Genomic DNA, 20,086 nt, shown 5'->3' on the forward strand with positions numbered 1-20,086 from the left:
TTATGGGAGGTGGCCGCCGCGGTTCATCCCCCGAAATCACGGACACTTACGAGACGGCCGATCTAGGTGATGCCGCGCTTCCAAACAGCCGATTCGGGATCTCGCCGGAGGGGAGGACAGAGGATTAGGAAACTTTATCAGCCATAGGCCAGAAGCTGGCAGGGAACGCGAAATCCCGTAAAGTATCAATCTAAAACGGACAAAGATCTGATGAGAATGTAGTCTGAACCAGGTTCCCTCCAATTGAGCTGGAGTTCCGGTGCCCCCACCTCCAAAAAAAGTTCAGGGATCCTCCCGCCAGAATCACTATGTACCGGAGTGGTACCAGCGTGGCTTTATCTCCGATGGCGGCCAGCACTGGCTCCTCGACTTGTCATCGCTGCGCCAGCGTCCCGACGGTACGCCGATACCGTCCAGGGCGCTTCGGAGGGCGCCCAAGTCGGCATTCTGGGAGCAGGATCTCTACGTCACTCGGTTCGGCGAGCAGTTCAACGACGAGGTAGAAACAGTACTCTTTCAAGGCATCGACGATTTCGGTGCGCTTGCGGTACGTGCGTTTCTCGGTGGCGACTCAGATCAGGTCCACGCGCAGTACCAGGCACTACTTAGTTACTTGGGCGCGCAGAAGTTACGCACTCCAAAAGGTCTGGACTGGATTCGAAGTCGATATCCGGCGCTTTCGCAGGTCGAACTGCTAGTGGAGATGCAGCATCTGCGTCACATGTTCGGCGCTCTGTGGGCCGAGGCCGTCCATGAGGTGGTCTCGGCCGAGGATTCGGATGTCAAGTTCCTCATCGTCGACCACCCAGTAACGACCTTCAATGCCGTGCTGCCAAGTGACGCGGCCGTCCAAGCCTATCCCAACGACGCTCCCATAACCTGGAACGGCACGCAGACGCTATTCCCACTCGACGGCAATCAGTTGCTAATTCTGACGCATGTAGATTACGCCAAATATCCCAGTGACGTCGCTCTCGCGGCAAAACGAACGAACGCACGCTATTTCGGTGATGCGATGATGCGCACGGATAGTCTTATCCGAGGGCGTCGCTTCAGTAGAGAAGAAGTCGTCACGGTGAACGCTTGGCTCAAGGGGCGCGCGCGCCGCTACATCGCCGCAGGAAGGCCGGAATGGCTGTATCCGGAATTGGATCGGCCTTTAGATCACGCCCGTCTGGCCGAGCTGCTGCGCCCGCCTGAAGCAGAGCTATGGCGCTACGGCGGCGATACATACTTCGGCTTCAAAGATGGCACTTATGGCTATCGAGACGCCTATGGGCGAACCTCACGTGAGCACGAGTTCGTGGCCAAACCACCTCCATTGTCGCCGCCGCAGACCGGAGAACCTTGTCCATGCGGCAGCGGCAGCCCCTACGACACGTGCTGCGAGCTGTTGGCGTCATGGGAGCGACCGCGGTGGGACGAGCTCAGCCTTCGCGAGCGAAACCTAGCGTTTCTGCGCGCGATCGCTGGCGTGTTGAACTTGAACGACAAGAACGCGTGGAGCCGTGTCCAACATACGCTGTCCGACGAGCAGGTTTCCCAGCTGCATCGGATCTCCCAGGGGTTGTGGCCGGAAAACACCGATCTGACTGCGCTGCTTCCCCGGCAGAGTAACGGCCGAGTGCGTGCGGTGTACATGGGGCCGTCCGATCCGCGCACAGCAGGCGAAAGTTTCATAAGCCTCGTGCCGCTGTTCGATCAGATTCTGGTGATGGATCCGTTCCTCGTCTCACGCAATCTTCGCCCCGATTTCAGTCCTGTCACATCCCCGGAGCAGCACAAACTACAGTTTTTGAAGAACGTTTGGTTCTGGTTGTTGCTTGAGCCGCTCATCGTCGCAGGGAAGGTGCTCGTCTTCCCGAATCCTGCTGACCTTAGTCCGGATTTCCAACGGGCGATGCAGGAGATGGCGCAGACGCGAACCGCAAAGTGGGTGCCTGCACGGGAAGATCTGGCCAAGTTCGAGAAACTTGCCCGTGAAGACTTCCAGCGATCGCTACTGCTGTTGCCGGACGACACTCTACTCCCGATGTTCAAGAGGAGCACGCCGGATAARCCGGACGCGTACGTGCAGGGAGTTATCGACTACATGCGGCGTGAAGCCGAGAGCGACCCCATAGCACTGCTCCAGGTTCTAGGAACACGCAACCGGCTTAGTCAGGCGATGGTTACCAAGAGCGTGACCTTGGAGGTAGCGATTTTCATCGCACAGGCCACCGGGGCAGTCCCGGTCACGGACGTCAAATCACTGTGGAACTAACTTCATGATCACACTCGCGCAGCGCAGGGCGGGGGCAGCGCACCGACCAATCTTTGCGGATTACGAGCGCCAGTAGTTCTCAATCCCTTCAATGGACTCGTCCTCGCCGAATCCATCGCCGCAGTGGAGGTGCGAGCGGCCTTGCGTCGGGCGCTTGAGACCTTGGGGTTGCGTTCAAAAGACAAGGCTCTGAAGGACTTTAAAGCCCTCGGTGCGCGTCTGGACCGCCTGACGGATGAGGCGGGTCATCTGAGCAGTTCAGACGCTTCAGTTGCGCAGCTGCTCACTCCTTCTACGCCGACGGCCGGGTTCGAGTTGCCGGCGGCGCAGCGGCTTGTGGTGGGTTTTGGCCGAGGCGAGCCCCCCATCTTTCTAGGCTTGGCACTGCTCAGGACAACCCTGCGCGACACCGCAAGCGACGCAAGCGACGCAAGCTAAAGGCTACACATCCGCGCGTTCTCACCGCCGCATGATGTGCTGGCCCAGCAGCGCCTCGCGCGCCGCACCTAAGGAACGCAGGCCACGAGGGCAGGGCGCGTGACAACAGGGTTACGCATGCAGCGCTTGCTGTTGGCAAGTTTGAGGCGGCGCTGGGCCGACGGCGCCGGCGCCGCGGGTGCATCCAACGCCAGTAACTGTGCCAAGACCTTACGGAAGAAGGCTCTTGGCGCAAGCCTCCTCCAAGTATTCAGCGAGGCGCGGTAGTTGCACCGCCCCAGGCGCCTCGCGCAACCACATGGGCATGGCAGTTTGTTGGCAACGCGCTTTCGCTTGGTCAGCGCCAGCAGTGCCGCCCGCACCGCGGGACCGGTATGCAGGCCGAGCAGGTGCTGATAGTCGTCGTAAAGGCCGCGGGCGCCATGCTCCAGCTCCTCGAACGGGTAGCCGGCGTAGCCCCGTTGCCGCCAAGATGCGGCGTATAGGAATGGGATCACGCACTGATCGACGTAGGCGAGCAGGGTCGGTGAAGGACCGAGCTTGAGCTGCAGCTGCAGCGGCGACCCTAGGCAGAGGTTGCCGGCGCTGTTGACGTGGTTGTCCGGCGTGCGCGGGACACGTTGACCCTCCTCGTACACATTCGGCAACGTCTCTGTCGAAAACAGAGGCACCTCCAGGCGTACCTGGTATGTGTCGGTGATGGCGGGGCGACCCGGCGGCACCCAACTGAAGTCGAGGACGCCGCCGACGATCACGACGTCGGCACGGCGGCTCGGCCGTCGGCGCAACCGCGGCCACGCCGTCAACAGTTCGTCGACGTGGGACTGCAAGAATTGCATCACTCGCGCCAGGGGCGCGCCGGCGCGGAGTCGACGTGCACCTGCCGGACCACCGCCGGCGCGGCGACGACACCGGCCAGGCCACGGAATGCGTCCTGCGACAGCTTCAGTCCGAAGTGGTCTTCCGCCATCTCGACGAGACGTCCGGCGTGCGGACTGTCTAGGAACGCGGCGAAGTCGCGGTTGGCGGCTTCGACCCACTCGTGGAAGTGGCGCTTTAGCTCGAGTTCGAGGCAGTCCTGGCGGTGCCAGCGATCGGCAAAGTTCTCCTGCGGGTTGATCGGGTTGCGGATCTCGTCGGCGCCTGAAAGCCTGAACTCGTCAAGCTCCAGCAGGACCCGGCGCAAGGTCTGGGTCAGCGATTCGCCATGAACGTACACCTGGCCGGCGATAGTGGTGACCAGGATCGAGGCCGGCTTGACGTCCGGATCGCTGGCGAAGCGAATGTCGCGGTGCCGCTTCAGCAGTTGCACGACCTGCTGCAACGCTGTCTTGCTGCGGTAGACCGGGACCGGGTCGATCTGGGCCTCGGCAAGTACACCGCGTTGTTCGGGCGCCCGCATGCGCGACAGGAACCATTGCAGGTAGCCACCGGGGTTGCTCGACGGCCAATCACGGCTGCGCGTGCGGTAGGCGCGATGCTGCTGGTCGGTGATCCAAAGCGCCTTGCGGGCGATGTCCTGGGCCAGCGCCGCCGGGACGCCATGCAGTTCCATTTGCTCGCGCAGGTAGCGGCGGCGGTCGTCATCGGCCCGGATACCGGGAACCACGTCCAGGTGGAACGGGAGCTCCTTATCCTTGTAGCGCAGGCGCCAGCAGCGGTTCTTCGGCTGCAGCGGCCGGTCGATCTGGCGGGCATGGCGGTACGCCGCCAGCTCGCCCCCGACCAAGTCCTTCAGGTCCTGCTGGGAATGCGTATCGCGTGACACGCCCTCTCGAAGCTTACAGGTGAAGTCCAAATCGTACTCGTCGTCGTCGTTGATCGGCCGGATCGCGGTACCGAGTGCGAAAGACCCCTGCACGAAGACATGGGCGTCGTGTCGGGCCAACGTGGATTCAGGGCGCGCGATCCACCGCCCGAGATCCTTGTAGCGGCTTTCTGCCCGCTCGTAGGCATGAGCGGGCAGATCGATGTCCTTGAGCAGGACTTCTAGGCGCGAGTTCGGGGCACGGCTGTCCATCACAATCACCTCAGCGTTCGATCAGGGGCAGGGAAAGGGCCGGATGAAAGGCACCGTGGCCTTTGTCCGCGTCGTACACATGGAAGGGGAAACTGACCTTTGGCTTGACCGCGATACCGAAGGCCATCGCAAGCGAGGCCGGCATCGCAGGAAACACATGGATCGGCGCGGTCTTCGGCAACTGGGTTTCCAGTTGCGCCACCACGCTAGCGACCTTGGCGCGAAACGCATCGATCGTCGCGGGCCCTTGGACGAGATCGAGCCGCGGTCGGTCGACGGTGACGTGAATCACCGAGGGTTGATCGTGGTTGAGGGCAGTGCAGATGCGCTCGGGTTCGATCACGCCGGACAGCGAGAACACTAGGGCAACCGGACCATCCCAGTGCGTCGGCCATTTGATGTCGAAGACACAGGCCGGTGCATCCTTGTCGGGGAACTGCCAGCTCTGCGCGTGGCGGTCCCACTGGAACGGGTACAGCTCACTGGAGTGGCCGAGCGCGAATCCCATCACCATCAGCGCCGGCATGTCGGCAAGACCGAACAAGGCAATTGCGCGATCGGATTCAGGGCGCGCTTGCAGCATTCGCACCTTCTGGCGGATGGCAGTCAATACGTGCAGCCAGTACTCCGCACTCTGCGGCTCGTAGCCACTGGCATCAACGTCGACCTCGACCGGCCGTTCGGTCAATACCAGCCCGCGCTGCACCGCGGCCTTCAGGGCGCTGGCCGCATCCCCGGCCATGATCTGGCGCCCGATAACCCCACGAAAGTGCAGCCCGAGCACCTTGCGGCCATGGCTGTGCTGGCCGGCGACGCGCACCGCGGCCTCGTGCTGTTGTTTCCACTGCGCCAGCAGGGCTTCGGGGTAGTGATCTTCCCAACCAGGCTTATCGACCACGGCGTGGTGTGTGGGGCAGAACAGAATCAGGTTGCCGGGATCGTCCGACAGCGGGTGAGAGCGCCGCGCATCGCCTCGCGGCCCGTCGGCACTGGCGGCAACGTTGTGGGCGAGCTCACCGAACCCGCTCGGCGTCAGGTAGAGGGGGTCCTGATACAGCACCGCGCCGCAGCCCGGCCACGCGCATACGCCGGCACCGCGGGCCCACACCTCTCGTTGCGTCGCCGGTGAGACCGCCTTGCCGCGCGTCGATTTGCCCGCCGCCTTGCCCATCTGTCATCCCCCAGAAGGTGGTTGAGTGTCCCATCGTGCTCGCCCGATGTCGCACACGCTGCGACAAAACCCCAAGGACTAGACACTGAATGCGACGCTTACCCCTCCATCTTGTGGCGCGTGACACTGTTTCAAGGGGTGCTGCTTGACTGATCCCCATCACTCGAGGTAAGACCGCCGTCCAACAGGCGCGCCGCCGGATTGTCGGCCGCGGCACCAGCCTGGAAATACCCCACCACACTCGACACCGAGCGGTGCTCGGTCAGCTGCATAATCGCCGGCAGGGCCACCCCTTGGCGGCTGGCCTCGGTCACGAACCCCGACCGTAGGCTGTGCCCACCAAAATCCCCCTCCAGCCCGGCCAGCCGCGCCCGCCGCTGCACGATCTCACCTACGGCGGCCGGGGACAGGGCAGGGCCGACCCGCTGTTTCCACAGCCGCCGGAAGATTGCCCCCTCGGTGAGGCCTGAGGCATCCAACCACTCCTCAAGGGCGAGGGCGGCCCGATCGAGCACCGGCTTATTCGGCGTCGAGGTGGCCTTAACCCCGGCCTGCTGGGTCTTACTGTGCTCCAGCCGGTAGATATAGCCCGCCTCGCCAATCCGGCGCAGGTCGCGCAGGTCGGCAGCGGCGATCTCGCTGCGCCGGCGGCCGCCGCTGGCAAATCCGAAGCAGAGTAGGGCGCGATCGCGCAGACCTTCTAGGCTATCGTCACAGGTGGCCAACATGGCCTCCAGCTCGGCCAGGGTGATTGCGGTCTTCTTGCGTGGTCGCTCGCCGCGCTTGACCGCGGCCCGCGCCGCTCGACTGAGTACGGTGCGGATTGCCGGCTGCTCGCAGGGATTGGCCACTTGCTTCAAGCGGTGCGCGGTGGACAGCACGGCAACGCGATGGCGCACGGTCGCCAAGGTCCACGGGCCGACCTTAGCCTTAAGGCCAGCGGCCACCAAGGCCTGGTCGAGGGCTGGTGGAAGTTCCCAGGCCAATTCGCCGTCGGTCGAGCGGCGCTGTACGTGATCAACTACGAACTGGAGCACGATGGACTCGGGCACCGGCAAGGCCAATTCAATGCCGTAGCGCGCCGTATGCCAGCCGGCCCAGTAGCGCAGGGCGCTGGTGTAGCTGCGAGTGGTGTTCTCGGCTGCGGCTTCGGCCAGCAGCTCGCGGACCGCATCGGCAGCCTGTTGGGCCAGCTGTTCGGGCAGGACCAGGCTGGTGGCCGTCGCGGCAAGTACGGGAATTGTAGAAATATCTTTCATACTATGTAATGTACGCTACGCTTAGACGACCATACCCACGATAATCATCACTTATCGTGAGTACACTACCAGCAGAGCAGGGCGCCAGTACAGGAGACTTCGCATGGCCCGCGGCATCACTGAGTCTGACGTCCATACCGCCGCCGACGAGCTGGTGGCCAAGGGCGAGCGCCCGACCGTCGAGCGGATCCGGGCTCACCTGGGGACAGGCTCACCGAACACCGTGACCCGCTGGCTGGAGACGTGGTGGAACCGACTTGGTACGCGCCTGCAGCGAGCGCGTCCGGAACTGGAAGATGCGCCAGCAGTGTTGGCAGAACTCGCCGGGCAATGGTGGGAGCTGGCGCTGAAGCATGCCCAGGAGGCCGCCCATCGAGAGCTTGCAGAGGCTAAGCAGTCGTTGGCCGCCCAGCGTGATGCACTGGAGGTCAAATCACGGCTTGTAGATGGCGAGCTGACGCAAATGCGTTCAGAGCGCGACGCTGCACTTACTGGAGAGAGAATTGCAGCTACGCAAGCTACAGAGCTTCAGCAGCTAGTTGGTCAACTCCGCCTGCAGATATCTGAACTCGCAGAACAACGGGGCCTCGAACTTCGAAGAGCCGATCGGAGTGAAGCAGCGAGACATCAGCTCGATACCCGCCTCCATGAGGCACTGGAAACGGCGAAATCTGAGCGAGAAGACTGGGCCGAGTACGTCAGATCTGTCGAGAATCGGGCGCTGAGCGATGTCGACCGCGCGCGCCAAGAGGTGAGGGAGCTTCAGGCGCAGCTGAGCAAAGCAACCGAACAACATAGAGCCCTTGAGAACCAGCTGCGCCAAGATATCCAAGCCGCCCAATCAGCGGCAACCAAGGCAGGTCAATCTGCCGATATTCTGCGCGGCAGATGTGATGCGCTCGAAGGGCAATTGACAGGACTTCGGGATTTGCCGGCCCAGTTGGAAGTGGCGCTCAAGCGATCCAAGGAAGCTGGCATCGCTGCTGATGCCAGACCGAAACGCAAGCGGTCGAAACAGACTAACCGGGGGTCGTAGTCACAACCGCTGATCGAACATCTCAGTTGACATCAGCGCGAGTTGACTAGACTACCGCCTTCATCGGCTACCGCGGCCAGAGCGACTAGGCCGTCTATCGAAACCACCTGAGCGGTCACCCAGCCGCTTGTTCTGACGATACGCCACAAAAATTGCGGCAAGGGTCGCCGTCACCGCCGAGAACATGACGAGAGCGGCAAAGAGAGTCATCTGCTGAAAAGTGGACAGGGATGCTAGGTAGCTCATCGAACGCCTCTAACCAGAATACCGAAACGGAAATCAGCGCACGCGATCGCGGAACTCGATGTTCGCCATAGACGCAAGCATAACTCTAAGACGGCAACGGTTCGCACCCCGACATATCCGAACATCATCGAAAGCAGGCGCTATGTGCGGGCAACATGGCTGCATTCTGCGGGCACCATGGCTACATTGCAGGTAGAACACAGTCGTTCCGGCAACCGCCGAAGCAGCATCGGCCAGCAACTTATATGCTGCGCTACAGCTTGCTAACGAGCAGCTGGGGGCGTATGTGGGCAGCATGACTACATTGTGCGGGCCCGATGGCGACATTGGAGCTAGAGCGCCGTCGCTGCGGCGACCACCAAAGCTTGGCCCAATTTTGGAGCGAGGTTCCGAGGCGGAACGGCCGAGCTAGGCTCGCAACCAGGGCAGGTTGTCCGCGGCAACCAGAGGCGACAGGCGCTCGCCGCCGTACAAGTAACACTTTTACATGGCGCTGGGTAACAGATTTACCTGCTTCGTCACCGGCGGCAGTTCCCAGGCCAATTCGCCGTCAGCCGACCGGCGCTTACGGCATTTCGCATAATGTATATTATGTTCAAAGCAGACCGGACATCGACTCCGCTACCGAGCCCGGCCAATGGCACCCCGGACATCACCCGGGCCCCAACCCAGCCGTAGCTTCTCTGTCCCCCCTGGTCGCCGGCGCCCCACAAGGGGCAACCCGGCATGTCCTGGCAGCACACGCCCACACGAGCAGTCGCAAGGTCCAGTCTCCACTAGTCAGGCGTACCTCACCGGACCAACGTTCAATTCTGAGGGAACCCAAGCCCTCAGCCCTGCAGAATTCAACGCCGGCGGACCCGCGACCACCGTGACGCGTCACGTTAATTGCGCCCGCCAACCCGTCAATCGCGCCGCTCTGGAACGTCTCGTGATTGGACCCGTCCTTGACCGGAGCGTGGACGCTGGCATCTCGCCAGCGGAGCACGCACTCAACTTGAGCAGTGCACGCGGTCCGCGCGCTCATTGCAGACGCGATTCAAAAATCATCAGACGCAACAGGCTACTTCGCTGCACCCGCGCTGTGCAGATCCCGACACAAACCTCCAACTTTTCCTACTTCCACTCTAGGAAAAATCTCAAAAATCGAATGTTTTCGATGCTCGACGCGACAGCGGCGCCAGAATGAGTGCCACGCCACTGGGCGCTGACAACACTCCTGCGCATGAACGGATTCCCTGCACCGCGCCGGCTTCGCCTGGCCCTGCTTGATGACCATGACGTCGTCCGCCGCGGCACGGCCTTCCACCTGGGCAACGACAGCCGCTTCGAGATCATCGCCAGCCACAGTGACAGCCAGGCGTTCGTGCAGGCGCTGCAGCAGCGTCATGCCGATGTGGCCATCATCGACATCACCCTGGCGCCCGGTGATATCAGCGGCACCGAGCTCGTCGAGCACCTGCGGCAGGCATTGCCGAGGGTAACGCTGCTGGGTTTTGCCGGACAGACCTCGGTGGCGATCATCAACCACCTGTTGGATGCCGGAATCAGCGGCTTTGTCGGCAAATCCGAGCCGTTGATTGAACTGTCCGACGCGGTCGTACGCGTGTCCCAAGGGCTCTGCCGCATTCCGCCGTCGTGCAAGCTGCTGACGCCCTGCGATGCGCTGAGCCGCAACGAGCGCGAGGTCATCCGGCTGGTCCTGGATGGGCTGACCGTCTCGGAGATTGCCTTGCATCGCCACCGCAGCATCAAGACCGTCAGCACGCAGAAGATTGCCGCGCTGCGCAAGCTGGGGTTGCGCAATGACGCGGAGATCTTCGCGATACGGCAGCAGTTGGAGGCACTGTGACCGCGCTGTTCAAGCGTGGCCGCAGGCTCATGCTGCTGGCGCTGTTCACCCTGCTTCCCTGTACGTCCGCGGGCGACATCCAGCACGGAAAATGGACAGCGGGGCGCGTGGTCCGGGTGGCCGCGGCCCCCACGCTGCACCCTGTGCCCGAAGATGCTGCCGACCCCGAGGTGCTGCAGACGCTGGCGCATGGCTATGCCGCGCTCGTGGCCCGCCATTCCGGCCTGACCTTCGTCGAAGTCCCTTTTTCCAGCACCCTCGCCGCGATGACCGCCGTCTGTGAGGGGCGGGCCGATCTTGTGCTGGCGATGGGTGCTGACGATGGGGCACGCCTGCCCTGCCCCAGCCTGGCGCCCTCGCGCAGTTTTCCTGGCGGTGCCAGCGTGCTTGCCGGCCGCATTGGCGAGCGCTTGCCGCAGCGGGCTGCCGATCTCGGCACGCTGCGCATCGCTGCTGTTGAAGGAGGCCCCTACCCTGTGTGGCTCGCACAGCATCACCCTGCAGTGCCTGTGCTGCCGCACCCCAGCATGCGGGCGGCATTGGCTGCCGTGGATGCCGGCATTGCCGACGCTGCGATCGGGCTGGAATCCACTGCAGGTGCGATAGCACGACGTCACTTCTCCCACAGCCTGCGGTTGCAGACAGTGGATGCCGATCTTTCGACCCAGCTGCATCTGCTTGCCCGGCGCGAAGACCAGGCGCTGCTGGATCGTATCGAGGCGGCATTGGATGACATCACCATCGAAGAGCATGCCCAGTTGCTGCAGCGCTGGGCACGGCAGACGCTGCCGGCCGCGCTCGGCCAGAAGGTGCGCGAAGGCCTCGATGGCACCGTAGTCTGGCTGTTGCCAGCCGCAGCCCTGCTGCTGGCATTCCCCTTGCTGGCTGCACGCAGGCTGCGCCAGCAGCAGGGTCTTGATCAGAAGCAGGCGCAGATGACGGGCATGATCAGCCATGAGGTGCGCAATTCCGCCCAGGCCGTCATGGCGTCGATCGACCTGCTGGGCCAGGCGCCACTGCCAGCCGGGCAACGCGAACTGGTCGCCGCTGCGGCCACCGCCAGCCAGACATTGCGCGGATTGCTCAACCGCACGCTGGACTTCTCCCGCCTGGCCAGCGGCACGTTCCGGCCAAAGCGGGTGCCCTGCAACGTCCCTGCGATCTGCACGCAGGCGCTGCAGGCCATTACGCCCCTCGCGCAGAAGAAGGCGCTCAGCCTGCAGCTCTGCGCACCGCAGGCGCCGTTCCCGATGCTGGCAACGGACCCGGACTGCCTGCGCCAGCTGCTCGACAACCTGCTCGGCAATGCCGTCAAGTTCACCGACGTAGGCGGCGTTGAACTGCGCCTGCAGCTGGATGCGCCCACGAAGAACGCATCACTGTTGATAGAGGTCATCGACAGTGGCATCGGCATCGCGCCAGCGCAGATGAGCGCCCTGTTCGAGCCCTTCCGGCAGGCCGATGCAGGCAGGCAGCGCGGTGGCAGCGGCCTGGGCCTTTCCATCTGTCGCACGTTGGCCGAGGCCATGGGCGGCACCCTGGATGTCCATAGTGTGCACGGCCGTGGCAGCCGCTTCATTCTTCGCCTGCCCGTGCAGCAGGTGCAGGAAGATGCACCGGCTACTGCCGCTGCGTCCGCCCTGCCCCGGCTGGCCGGCACGCGCATCCTGCTGGTGGAGGATCACGCGCTGACCCGGCAGGTCATTGCCGCCCAGCTGCGGCGCTGGGGCGCGACGGTGCAGGAGGCTGCCAATGCCGAAGATGCCTTGGCGGCCCAGATGCAGGCGCCCTGCCCGCTGGTGATGCTGGACATCGGTCTGCCGGGAATGGATGGCTACGCGCTGGCCCGGCAATTGCGGCTGCATGAGGCAGAAGGCGCGCCGCGCGCCCGGCTGATCGCGCTTTCCGCTTTCACTGGCGACGATCACACGCTGCGCTGCCAGGTTGCCGGCATCGACGCGGTATTGCTCAAGCCGTTGCAGGCCGATGCGCTGCTGCAGGCGCTGGACCAGCCTGTGCCCGGCCGTGCCTTCGAAAGCACTGCCCGCGAACTGCTGGCCGCCTACGAAGAAGATATCGATCGCGAGCTGCAATGCCTGCACGAAGCGATCGTTCGTTGCGATGCCGCGCAGCTGCGCCATCATGCGCATCGCCTGCAGGGCGTGCTGCAGATGCTCAACGGGGGCGGCATGGATGCACGCGCCGGCGAGCTATGGGAGCTGGGCGATCGCGTGCCGCCCGGCTGGGACGATGCGCGCCAGCTGCTGGCCGAGCTGCAGTCGTGGCGCGGCTCCCGGGCTGTGGGAACCGCGCCGTCGCCCTGAATCAGGCGGCGTTGCGACCTGCCTGGCGGCGGGTCAGGTCGTTGAAGCGACCCAGCGACATCAGGTGCTGGTGGATGAGCGCCAACCAGCCGTTGCGGTGCCATTCGATGACGGTCGCATCCGGCAGCGCAATGAACTTCTCGACGTCGACCACGAAGAAGCCATTGAGGTTGAACTCGCGACCATCGGGCAGGCGCACGGTTGCATTGCGCTCGACCAGCAGGCCGTTGTCGACCAGTGCCTTGGAGAAGGCCTGGGTCTGTTCGTGCTCGCGGGTGAACTGGCCGCAGAACTCAAGCGCCTGCTGCACCATCTCGGTGGCCTTGCCATCGACGAACAGCGGCTGGCCTTCTTCGCCGCCACGGACGATGCGCGGGCTGTCTTCGTCGATGCCGAGCAGGAAGTCATTGTCCGCGCCGGTGTCGATGAAGATGAAGGGATGGCGGCGCAGGTAGGCCGGGATGTAGGTCTCGTCGTCCCACAGGCCATCGGTGATGAACAGGTTGTCGGTGGTCACGCCCACGGCGGCCATCGGCACCGCGCTCGGGCCTGCGAACAGGATCGGGAAGTGGTGCAGCGCCAGCGAGAATTCGCCCAGCACCAGCGGGATGGAGTTACTGCTGGCAGCGAACTCGAGCTTGCCCGGCAGGATGCGCAGATCGGCGTGCAGGTCTGCCTGCAGCGGCACCGGGCGGGTGTAGAACAGGGGCGCGCTGCTCGGCGCAGCTTCGGTGGTGGTGTCGCTGGTGGTGGTCATCGTGGAAACCGTGTCGATCATGCGCGCCTGCCATCCCGGGCGCGCCAGCGGGAACAACCTGAATCCCGCATTATCAACAAGGCAGGTGACAACGGCCACCCCGCCGCCGACTTATTTCAACTGCAACGGGTAGCGCTGCCACAGTACGTGGACCAGGAAGCCGGCCAGTTCGGTGTCGCGCGCACTGACCGCTGCGCGGATCTTGTCCAGCAGGACCATGTCGCTGCAATGCCGCACATCGGCGTGGTTGGCCTGGCCAGCGCGCCGCGCCCGATAGCGTGCAGCCCGCTGTGCGTCGCTCATTGCGTACCCGAACTTGGGCGGCCGACCGCGTTTGCGCGGCAGGGTCAGCTCCAGGGTTCCGGGATCATTGTCATCACGCATGGGCAGGGTGCGGGCGGCGGCAAGCAACGGGGGGTGCGCAATTTATCGTGAGGCATCACTTTAATCCAGCTTTTTCTGCAGTTTTGTTGCAATGCAATGCAGGCACGTGGCGCACGGATGGCACCCATCCACGCATGACGTGGGAAGTAGATCCACGCCATGCGTGGATGACCCCCTCGCTAATACAAAAAAAGGGAGCCCGCGAACGGGCTCCCTGCATCCACCTTACGCTGCACGCACCGGCTCGTAGCCATGCAGGTGCGATTCGCTGCTGGCCCGTCCCTGGCTCAGCGAACGCAGCGAGGTCGTATACCCGACCAGCTGCGCCAGCGGCGCGAATCCGCTGACTTCGGCGCGACCGTCCTGGTCGTCGATGCGGGCAACGCGTCCATGGCGGCGATTCAGATCACCCACCACGTCCCCCACCGAGGCCGACGGCGAATGCACCGTCACCGCCATCACCGGCTCCAGCAGCTGCGTACCGCTGGCCGCCAACGCGGCCTTGATGCCCTCGCTGCCGGCCCGATGGAACGCCATCTCCGACGAATCCTTCGCGTGGGTCTGGCCATCCACCAGGCTGACTTCGATGCCGACTACCGGATGGCCCTGCGGGCCTTCCGACAGCGCGGCACGAACGCCCTTCTCCACCGCAGCGATGAAGTTGCGCGGCACCACGCCACCGACGATGCGGTCATTGAACACGACCTCGCCGTCGTCGCGCGGCACTACATCCAGCACCACGTGCGCGAACTGGCCCTGGCCACCGGTCTGCTTGACCAGGCGGCCCACGACGCCTTCCACGGCACGCTGCGGCGTTTCCTGGTAAGCCACGCGCGGCGCGCCAATGCCGATGTCCAACTTCCATTCGCTGCGCAGCCGCTCGACCATCACCTCCAGGTGCAGCTCGCCCATGCCCCAGGCCAGGGTTTCACCGGTCTCGCGATCGGTTTCCACCCGGAACGAGGGATCTTCCTGGGCCAGGCTTGCCAGGCCCTGCGCCAGCCGGATCAGGTCGGCCGCACGTGCCGGCTCCAACCGCCAGGCCAGTACCGGGGCCTGTGCCTGGATGCTCTCCAGGCGCAGCGGCTGCCCTCGCCCGCTCAGCGTTTCACCGCTGACCGCATCCTTCCAACCCAGCACCGCCACGATGTCGCCGGCCACGGCCTGCCCGATGTCCTGGGTCTGGTCGGCCTGCACGCGCACCAGCCGGCTGATGCGACGCCCTTGCGGGTGCTGCGAGCTGGCCACGTTGTCGCCGACCTTCAAGGTACCCGAGTACAGCCGCACGAAGCTCAACGCACCGTGCTGCTGGTGGGTGATCTTGAACAGCAGGCCAGCCAACGGACCGTCCGGGTCCGGCGGCAGCAGGACGTCGCCGCCCTCGCCTTCGGCAGTGACCGCAGGACGATCCAGCGGCGACGGCAGGTAATCGACCACCGCATCCAGCAGCGTTTCGATGCCCTTGTCCTTGAAGGCAGCACCCGCCAGCACCGGTACGCCGGCGCCCGCCAGCGTCGCGCGACGGATCGCTGCGCGCAGCGTCGCCGCGTCGATGTCACGGCCTTCCAGCCATGCCGTTGCCAGCACATCATCATGGTCGGCCACGGCTTCGACCAGCGCATTGCGCTGCGGTTGCCACTGCGCGCGCTCGGCTTCGCTCCATGCCGTCACCGTCGCCGCGGCCGCGTCCTGCCACTGCAGCACGCGGCCATCGACCAGGTCGACCCAGCCGTGGAAGTCGCCCTCACTGCCCAACGGCACGCCCAGCGCCCACGGTCGCGCGCGCAGCTTGTCCTGCAGCTGCTCCAGCACGCGCTCGAAAGAAGCGCCGATGCGATCCATCTTGTTGACGAACGCAATCAACGGCACGCCATGCCGGCGCGCCTGGCGCCACACGGTTTCCGATTGCGGCTGCACGCCGTCCACGGCCGAAAACACGGCCACGGCACCGTCGAGCACGCGCAGCGAGCGCTCGACCTCGATGGCGAAGTCGATGTGGCCGGGCGTGTCGATCAGGGTCAGCTGGTGCAGCGGCAGATCGCGTGGCGCCCACTGTGCGTGCACGGCGGCCGCACCGATGGTGATGCCACGTTCGCGCTCGATCGCCGAGAAGTCGGTGGTCGCGTTGCCGTCATGCACTTCGCCGACGCGGTGGATCTCGCCGGTCTTCCACAGAAGGCGTTCGGTAAGGGTGGTTTTGCCAGCGTCGATGTGGGCAATGATGCCGAGGTTGCGAAGACGCGACAGAGTCTGGGTGTTGGTGTTCATGAGAAAGGTTCCTGCTGGGCCAACTTCGGGGGCCGCACACGCCGGTTGGCAACGGCGTGTGCGGCTAGCGTTCGGTCTCGGCGATCTGGTGCATGGCACGTTCTCCTTGCGGTGGAGCGGGTTGAGGGATGGGGGGTGGAAACGAAAAGAGCGCCCCGGAGGGCGCTCTGTGGATGGTCCAGCGAAGGCCGCGATCAGCGGCCTCGTAGGGCTCCAGGCAGACACGCCCGTTCCGCGCTTGCGCGGGTCAGGGTGAAAAACTTCAGGAGCGGCATCCGGTTCATGCAGCGCATTCTAGACCTGTCAATCTGGCGCGCAAGTGAATATTGCGCGCATGGATGGAACGATGAGGCGCAACGGGGCAGCAATCACCCAGGAACGATCATTCGCACCCATTGATCCGCCGCGCCTCACCCACCGTCGCGGCGTGATCCCCCGTCACCGACACCCAGTCCTTCAGCGGGAAGGCGGCATTGATCTCGCCTCGACGGGGCGTGTCGTGGATGGTCACTTCAGTCCAGGCGCCCACCGCACCCAGCTCGCTCAGGCGGGCAGCCTGGTCGTCATCGGTGCTGAAGGTGTCGCCCGGCTTGGACGGCTTTGCGTTGTTCACCGTGGCGGTCTTCAGTGCGCGCACGCGTAGCGCACCATTGGGCATGCGCTGGCTGATCACGTCGTAACGCTCAACGCCGTAGGCCCACGACCGCTCGGCCTGGCGGCGCACTTCACTGCCGTCATCGGCCACCTCGATCTTGCCATCCACCAGTCCACTGATCGAAGCGAGGCTGCCGTAGCCGGCCATCATCGCTTCGTAGCCGATCATCTGCCGCTTCTCCAGCGGCAGTTCGCTGGCCGCAGGCTTCATGCCCGGCAGCTTCAGATACGCCGACTTCTTGCAGAGCAGCAGCACGCTTTGATTGCCCCAGGCCATCAGCATCGCGCCACCGGTGTAGTAGTGCGTGGTGAAAAGATCGGAGGCGGCGCCGGCGCCCTTCGCATGGCGGATTTCGATCGAGGTCGCCTGGTCAGCCACCTTGTCCAGCACAACCGTGCGGACGGGAGCGGCGTGCGCCGTGCACGATGCAGCAATGATCGAAGCCAGCAGTGTCGCGCGCGGGAGGATGTAGTTCATGGGGGTCATTCCGTTGAGAAAAACGAACCGACAATGATACGTCGCGCTGCGCAAGGAAGCTTTACTGCATCAGGTCACCACAACCAATGGCACACCGCGTCGCGGATGCTGCAGCACCACCACGTCCTGCTGGTAGACACGCTGCAGGTTGCCCTCGGTCAGCACGTGCGAAGGCGTGCCGTCAGCGGCCACCCTGCCCTGCTCCAGCAATACGATGCGATCGGAGTATCCGGCCGCCAGGTTGAGGTCATGCAGCACCACGATCACGCACGCACCGGCTTCGGCGCAGGCCCGTACGCTGCGCAGGGTGCGCTCCTGGTGGCGCAGATCCAAGGCAGCCGTAGGCTCATCCAGCAGCAGCAACGGCGTGTCCTGTGCCAGCACGCGCGCGAACGTGGTGCGCGCCGATTCGCCGCCGGACAACTGCTGCACTTCGCGCAGGCGCAGCGCCTGCAGTTCGGCAGCATTGATCGCCCGCTCCACCTGGGCCTCATCCGCCTGCGGATCCGGCGGGTGCGGCAGGCGCCCCATCGCCACCACTTCCTCCACGCTGAAGGCGAAGCGCACGCCGTGCTCCTGCGGCATCACCGCACGTTCGCGCGCAAGCGGTCCGGCCCTGTAGTCGCGCAGCGGACGTCCATGCAGCTGCACATCGCCACCGTCGGCACGCAGATCGCCAGCCGCCACCCCCAGCAGGGTCGACTTGCCGGCACCGTTGGGCCCCACCAGCGCCGTCACCGTGCCCGGCTCGAATGCGAGGGTGATGCCATGCAGGATCTCGCGCTGCTGGCGACGCACCACCACGTCGCGCAGTTGCAGGAAGGCGCTCATGCCGCCGCCTTGCGGCGCTGCTGCAGCACCAGCCAGAGGAAGAACGGCGCGCCCAGCGCGGCGGAGAACAGGCCCAGCGGAATCTCGGCAGGCGGGTCCAGGGTGCGCGCCGCAGTGTCGGCCACCACGATCAGCAGTGCACCCAGTAGACCCGACAACGGCAGCAGCCAGCGGTGGCCAGGGCCAACCAGCAGGCGCGCCACGTGCGGCACCACCAGGCCGACGAAACTGATCGAGCCGGCGAACGCTACCGCCGCGCCGACCAGCAGCGCACTGAAGGCCACCAGCAGGCGCCGTGTACGCGCCACGTCCAGCCCCAGATGCTGTGCCTGGCGCTCGCCGAGCGCCAGCATGTCCAGCGGCGTGGCCAAGCGATGCAGTGCGAACGCGCCGATGGCGAACAGCGGCAGCACCGCCACCACGTCGGCCCAGTTCGCGCGCGCCAGCGAGCCCATCTGCCAGAACACCAGTGATTGCAGCTCGCTTTCGTTGGCGATGTAGGTCAGGAAGCCGATCAGTGCCGAACAGAACGCGGCCATCGCAATGCCCACCAGCAACAGCGTGGCATTGCCACTGCCCTTGCCCGGCCGCGCCAGCGCGTAGGTCAGCCCGATCGCGGCGGCACCGCCGCCGAAGGCCGCCACCGGCACCAGCCAGCCGGCTGCACCCGCAGCGCCCAGCACGATCGCCGCCACGGCACCCAGCGCGGCGCCCTGGCTGACACCGACGATGCCCGGATCGGCCAGCGGATTGCCGAACAGTCCCTGCAGGCTGGCACCGGCCATCGCCAGCGCCGCGCCGACCATCGCCCCCAGCAATGCACGCGGAATGCGCAGCTGCCAGACCACGGCCAGGTCACGGCTGCTGACCGATTGCGGATCCAGCAGGCCCAGCTTCACCGCCAGCGCCTGCATCACTTCCAGCGGTGGCAAGCGCAGCGGCCCCACGGCGAACGACGCCAGCACCGCGCCCAGCAGCGCGAGCAGCGCAATCAACAACATCGTCCGCCCGCGACGGCGGCGTCGATCCGCAGGGCTCATGCCTTCGGCAGCGCCGCCAGCGCCTGCGCCAGGGCCAATGCACCCGCACCGGAACCGATGCTGGCGTACTTCAGCTGCGCATCCGGCATCACCCAGACCCGGTTGGCCTGTCCGGCCGGGGTCTGCTTCAGCGTCGGGTACGCCTTCCACAGGCCTTCAGCGCCACCGAACAGCTGCAGGTCGTGCTCGGTCACCAGGATCACGTCCGGTGCCGCCGCGACCACGCCTTCGTTGCTCAGCTGCGAATAGTTGGCCACGCCGGCCTCGGTGCCGATGTTCAGGCCGCCGGCCAGGGCGATCAGCTTGGCCGATGCGCTGTCGGCACCGGCCACGGTGGGCGAGCCGCCCGCTCCCGTCGCCGACACATGGATCACCCGCGGCGCATGCGCCAGGCCCTTGCCGATCGCGGCGGCCTCATCCAGCTGGCGCTGCACCTGCGTGGCCAGGGTCTGCCCTGCGTCGGCCACGCCGAGCACGGCGGCGATCTTGCGCACCTTGTCCGGCGCCGGCTGCAGGTCATCGATCACCACTGCAGGCTCGCCCACTTCGCGCAGCTTCTTTGCCAGTTCGGTGTGGCGACGCAGGCTGTTGCCGATGAACAGCGACCCCTGCAGGCTGAGAACCCCCTCCACGCCGGTCGTGCGGTTGAACAGGAACTGGTGCGGTGCGGCCAGGCCTGCCTCGGTGGTGGTGTTGGTCGGCGCGGCGAACACCTGCTTGCCCAGGCCCAGCGCCTCGATCACCGCGATGATGTCGTCACCGCCGGCAATGATCCGGCTGCTGTCATCCACCTCCACATCGGCGCCATCGTCGGAGTGCACCTTGCTCGGCAGCACCGCCTGCTGCCCCGGCAGTGTCGGCACATCGTTGCCTGCCACCCGCTGCCAACCTGCGGGAAGTGCTCCCGCCTTGGCGGTGGCGGCCGCCGGTGCTGCTGCGTCTGGGTTGCCGGCAGACGGCGGCGCTTTGTCGCCACAGGCGGCCAGCACCAATGAAACGGCAATCGGGAGCGCGCACTGGCGCAGGCGGGAAGCGATGTTCATGCAGATTCTCCTTGCTGGCAGG

At 65.0% G+C, this 20,086-nt stretch carries 15 protein-coding genes; 4 read left to right on the forward strand and 11 right to left on the reverse strand.

The window, feature by feature from the left end:
* Positions 1-259 precede the first annotated feature (259 nt).
* Positions 260-2,263, forward strand: a complete 2,004-nt coding sequence (locus tag AC1DCU_RS05285; protein ID WP_442251566.1) for an SEC-C metal-binding domain-containing protein — start codon at positions 260-262, stop codon at positions 2,261-2,263.
* 506 nt (positions 2,264-2,769) lie between these two features.
* Here AC1DCU_RS05285 and AC1DCU_RS05290 read toward each other — a convergent pair.
* The 4 genes from AC1DCU_RS05290 to AC1DCU_RS05305 all read right to left on the reverse strand — a co-directional run bounded on the left by AC1DCU_RS05290 (position 2,770) and on the right by AC1DCU_RS05305 (position 7,151).
* A complete protein-coding gene (locus AC1DCU_RS05290) occupies positions 2,770-3,540 on the reverse strand; it encodes a hypothetical protein (RefSeq protein WP_442251567.1) in 771 nt (256 codons plus the stop codon).
* Complete coding sequence (locus AC1DCU_RS05295) at positions 3,540-4,721, reverse strand: nucleotidyltransferase domain-containing protein (protein WP_442251568.1); 1,182 nt, start codon at positions 4,719-4,721, stop codon at positions 3,540-3,542. Before AC1DCU_RS05295 ends, AC1DCU_RS05290 begins: the two co-directional genes overlap by 1 nt.
* 10 nt (positions 4,722-4,731) lie before the next feature.
* Positions 4,732-5,892: an SAVED domain-containing protein gene (locus tag AC1DCU_RS05300; RefSeq protein ID WP_442251569.1), complete on the reverse strand. Its 1,161-nt coding sequence runs from the start codon at positions 5,890-5,892 to the stop codon at positions 4,732-4,734.
* Positions 5,893-6,023: 131 nt separating this feature from the next.
* A complete protein-coding gene (locus tag AC1DCU_RS05305; protein ID WP_478013509.1) occupies positions 6,024-7,151 on the reverse strand; it encodes a tyrosine-type recombinase/integrase in 1,128 nt (375 codons plus the stop codon).
* A gap of 103 nt (positions 7,152-7,254) precedes the next feature.
* On the opposite strand from AC1DCU_RS05305, the gene AC1DCU_RS05310 reads away from it, so the two are divergent.
* From AC1DCU_RS05310 to AC1DCU_RS05320, 3 genes are all read left to right on the forward strand, one after another.
* On the forward strand, positions 7,255-8,187 hold the full coding sequence (locus AC1DCU_RS05310; RefSeq protein WP_442251571.1) for a DNA-binding protein: 933 nt from the start codon (positions 7,255-7,257) through the stop codon (positions 8,185-8,187).
* Positions 8,188-9,658: 1,471 nt separating this feature from the next.
* Entirely contained in the window at positions 9,659-10,285 is a 627-nt protein-coding gene (locus tag AC1DCU_RS05315) for a response regulator (RefSeq protein WP_134832523.1), read from the forward strand.
* Positions 10,282-12,609, forward strand: a complete 2,328-nt coding sequence (locus tag AC1DCU_RS05320; protein ID WP_442251572.1) for an ATP-binding protein — start codon at positions 10,282-10,284, stop codon at positions 12,607-12,609. Before AC1DCU_RS05315 ends, AC1DCU_RS05320 begins: the two co-directional genes overlap by 4 nt.
* Position 12,610: 1 nt before the next feature.
* Here AC1DCU_RS05320 and AC1DCU_RS05325 read toward each other — a convergent pair whose 3' ends face one another.
* The 7 genes from AC1DCU_RS05325 to AC1DCU_RS05355 form a co-directional block, all read right to left on the reverse strand.
* Positions 12,611-13,366: a SapC family protein gene (locus AC1DCU_RS05325; protein ID WP_025877209.1), complete on the reverse strand. Its 756-nt coding sequence runs from the start codon at positions 13,364-13,366 to the stop codon at positions 12,611-12,613.
* Between the two features lie 111 nt (positions 13,367-13,477).
* Complete coding sequence (locus tag AC1DCU_RS05330) at positions 13,478-13,750, reverse strand: hypothetical protein (protein WP_025877210.1); 273 nt, start codon at positions 13,748-13,750, stop codon at positions 13,478-13,480.
* A gap of 225 nt (positions 13,751-13,975) precedes the next feature.
* On the reverse strand, positions 13,976-16,018 hold the full coding sequence (gene fusA, locus AC1DCU_RS05335; protein WP_134832522.1) for an elongation factor G: 2,043 nt from the start codon (positions 16,016-16,018) through the stop codon (positions 13,976-13,978).
* Positions 16,019-16,400: 382 nt separating this feature from the next.
* Positions 16,401-17,150 (reverse strand): hypothetical protein, encoded by a 750-nt coding sequence (locus AC1DCU_RS05340; protein ID WP_032974801.1) that lies wholly within the window; start codon positions 17,148-17,150, stop codon positions 16,401-16,403.
* Between the two features lie 69 nt (positions 17,151-17,219).
* Entirely contained in the window at positions 17,220-17,981 is a 762-nt protein-coding gene (locus tag AC1DCU_RS05345) for a heme ABC transporter ATP-binding protein (RefSeq protein WP_442252060.1), read from the reverse strand.
* Positions 17,978-19,021 carry a FecCD family ABC transporter permease gene (locus AC1DCU_RS05350; RefSeq protein ID WP_025877218.1) on the reverse strand — a complete coding sequence of 348 codons (1,044 nt, stop codon included), beginning with the start codon at positions 19,019-19,021 and terminating at the stop codon, positions 17,978-17,980. The genes AC1DCU_RS05345 and AC1DCU_RS05350 overlap by 4 nt, the downstream gene beginning before the upstream one ends.
* Complete coding sequence (locus tag AC1DCU_RS05355; protein WP_442252059.1) at positions 19,018-20,064, reverse strand: heme/hemin ABC transporter substrate-binding protein; 1,047 nt, start codon at positions 20,062-20,064, stop codon at positions 19,018-19,020. The genes AC1DCU_RS05350 and AC1DCU_RS05355 overlap by 4 nt, the downstream gene beginning before the upstream one ends.
* Between the last annotated feature and the right edge of the window lie 22 nt (positions 20,065-20,086).

Source organism: Stenotrophomonas sp. 10L48 (assembly GCF_056395105.1).

What these genes read in the sequence shown, in the direction of transcription:
- AC1DCU_RS05290 (WP_442251567.1), bottom strand. Translation starts at nt 3,540, where the DNA reads ATGCAATTCTTGCAGTCCCACGTCGACGAACTGTTGACGGCGTGGCCG.
- AC1DCU_RS05330 (WP_025877210.1), bottom strand. Translation starts at nt 13,750, where the DNA reads ATGCGTGATGACAATGATCCCGGAACCCTGGAGCTGACCCTGCCGCGC.
- AC1DCU_RS05295 (WP_442251568.1), bottom strand. Translation starts at nt 4,721, where the DNA reads ATGGACAGCCGTGCCCCGAACTCGCGCCTAGAAGTCCTGCTCAAGGAC.
- fusA (WP_134832522.1), bottom strand. Translation starts at nt 16,018, where the DNA reads ATGAACACCAACACCCAGACTCTGTCGCGTCTTCGCAACCTCGGCATC.
- AC1DCU_RS05350 (WP_025877218.1), bottom strand. Translation starts at nt 19,021, where the DNA reads ATGAGCCCTGCGGATCGACGCCGCCGTCGCGGGCGGACGATGTTGTTG.
- AC1DCU_RS05315 (WP_134832523.1), top strand. Translation starts at nt 9,659, where the DNA reads ATGAACGGATTCCCTGCACCGCGCCGGCTTCGCCTGGCCCTGCTTGAT.
- AC1DCU_RS05325 (WP_025877209.1), bottom strand. Translation starts at nt 13,366, where the DNA reads ATGACCACCACCAGCGACACCACCACCGAAGCTGCGCCGAGCAGCGCG.
- AC1DCU_RS05355 (WP_442252059.1), bottom strand. Translation starts at nt 20,064, where the DNA reads ATGAACATCGCTTCCCGCCTGCGCCAGTGCGCGCTCCCGATTGCCGTT.
- AC1DCU_RS05340 (WP_032974801.1), bottom strand. Translation starts at nt 17,150, where the DNA reads ATGAACTACATCCTCCCGCGCGCGACACTGCTGGCTTCGATCATTGCT.
- AC1DCU_RS05345 (WP_442252060.1), bottom strand. Translation starts at nt 17,981, where the DNA reads ATGAGCGCCTTCCTGCAACTGCGCGACGTGGTGGTGCGTCGCCAGCAG.
- AC1DCU_RS05310 (WP_442251571.1), top strand. Translation starts at nt 7,255, where the DNA reads ATGGCCCGCGGCATCACTGAGTCTGACGTCCATACCGCCGCCGACGAG.
- AC1DCU_RS05305 (WP_478013509.1), bottom strand. Translation starts at nt 7,151, where the DNA reads ATGAAAGATATTTCTACAATTCCCGTACTTGCCGCGACGGCCACCAGC.
- AC1DCU_RS05300 (WP_442251569.1), bottom strand. Translation starts at nt 5,892, where the DNA reads ATGGGCAAGGCGGCGGGCAAATCGACGCGCGGCAAGGCGGTCTCACCG.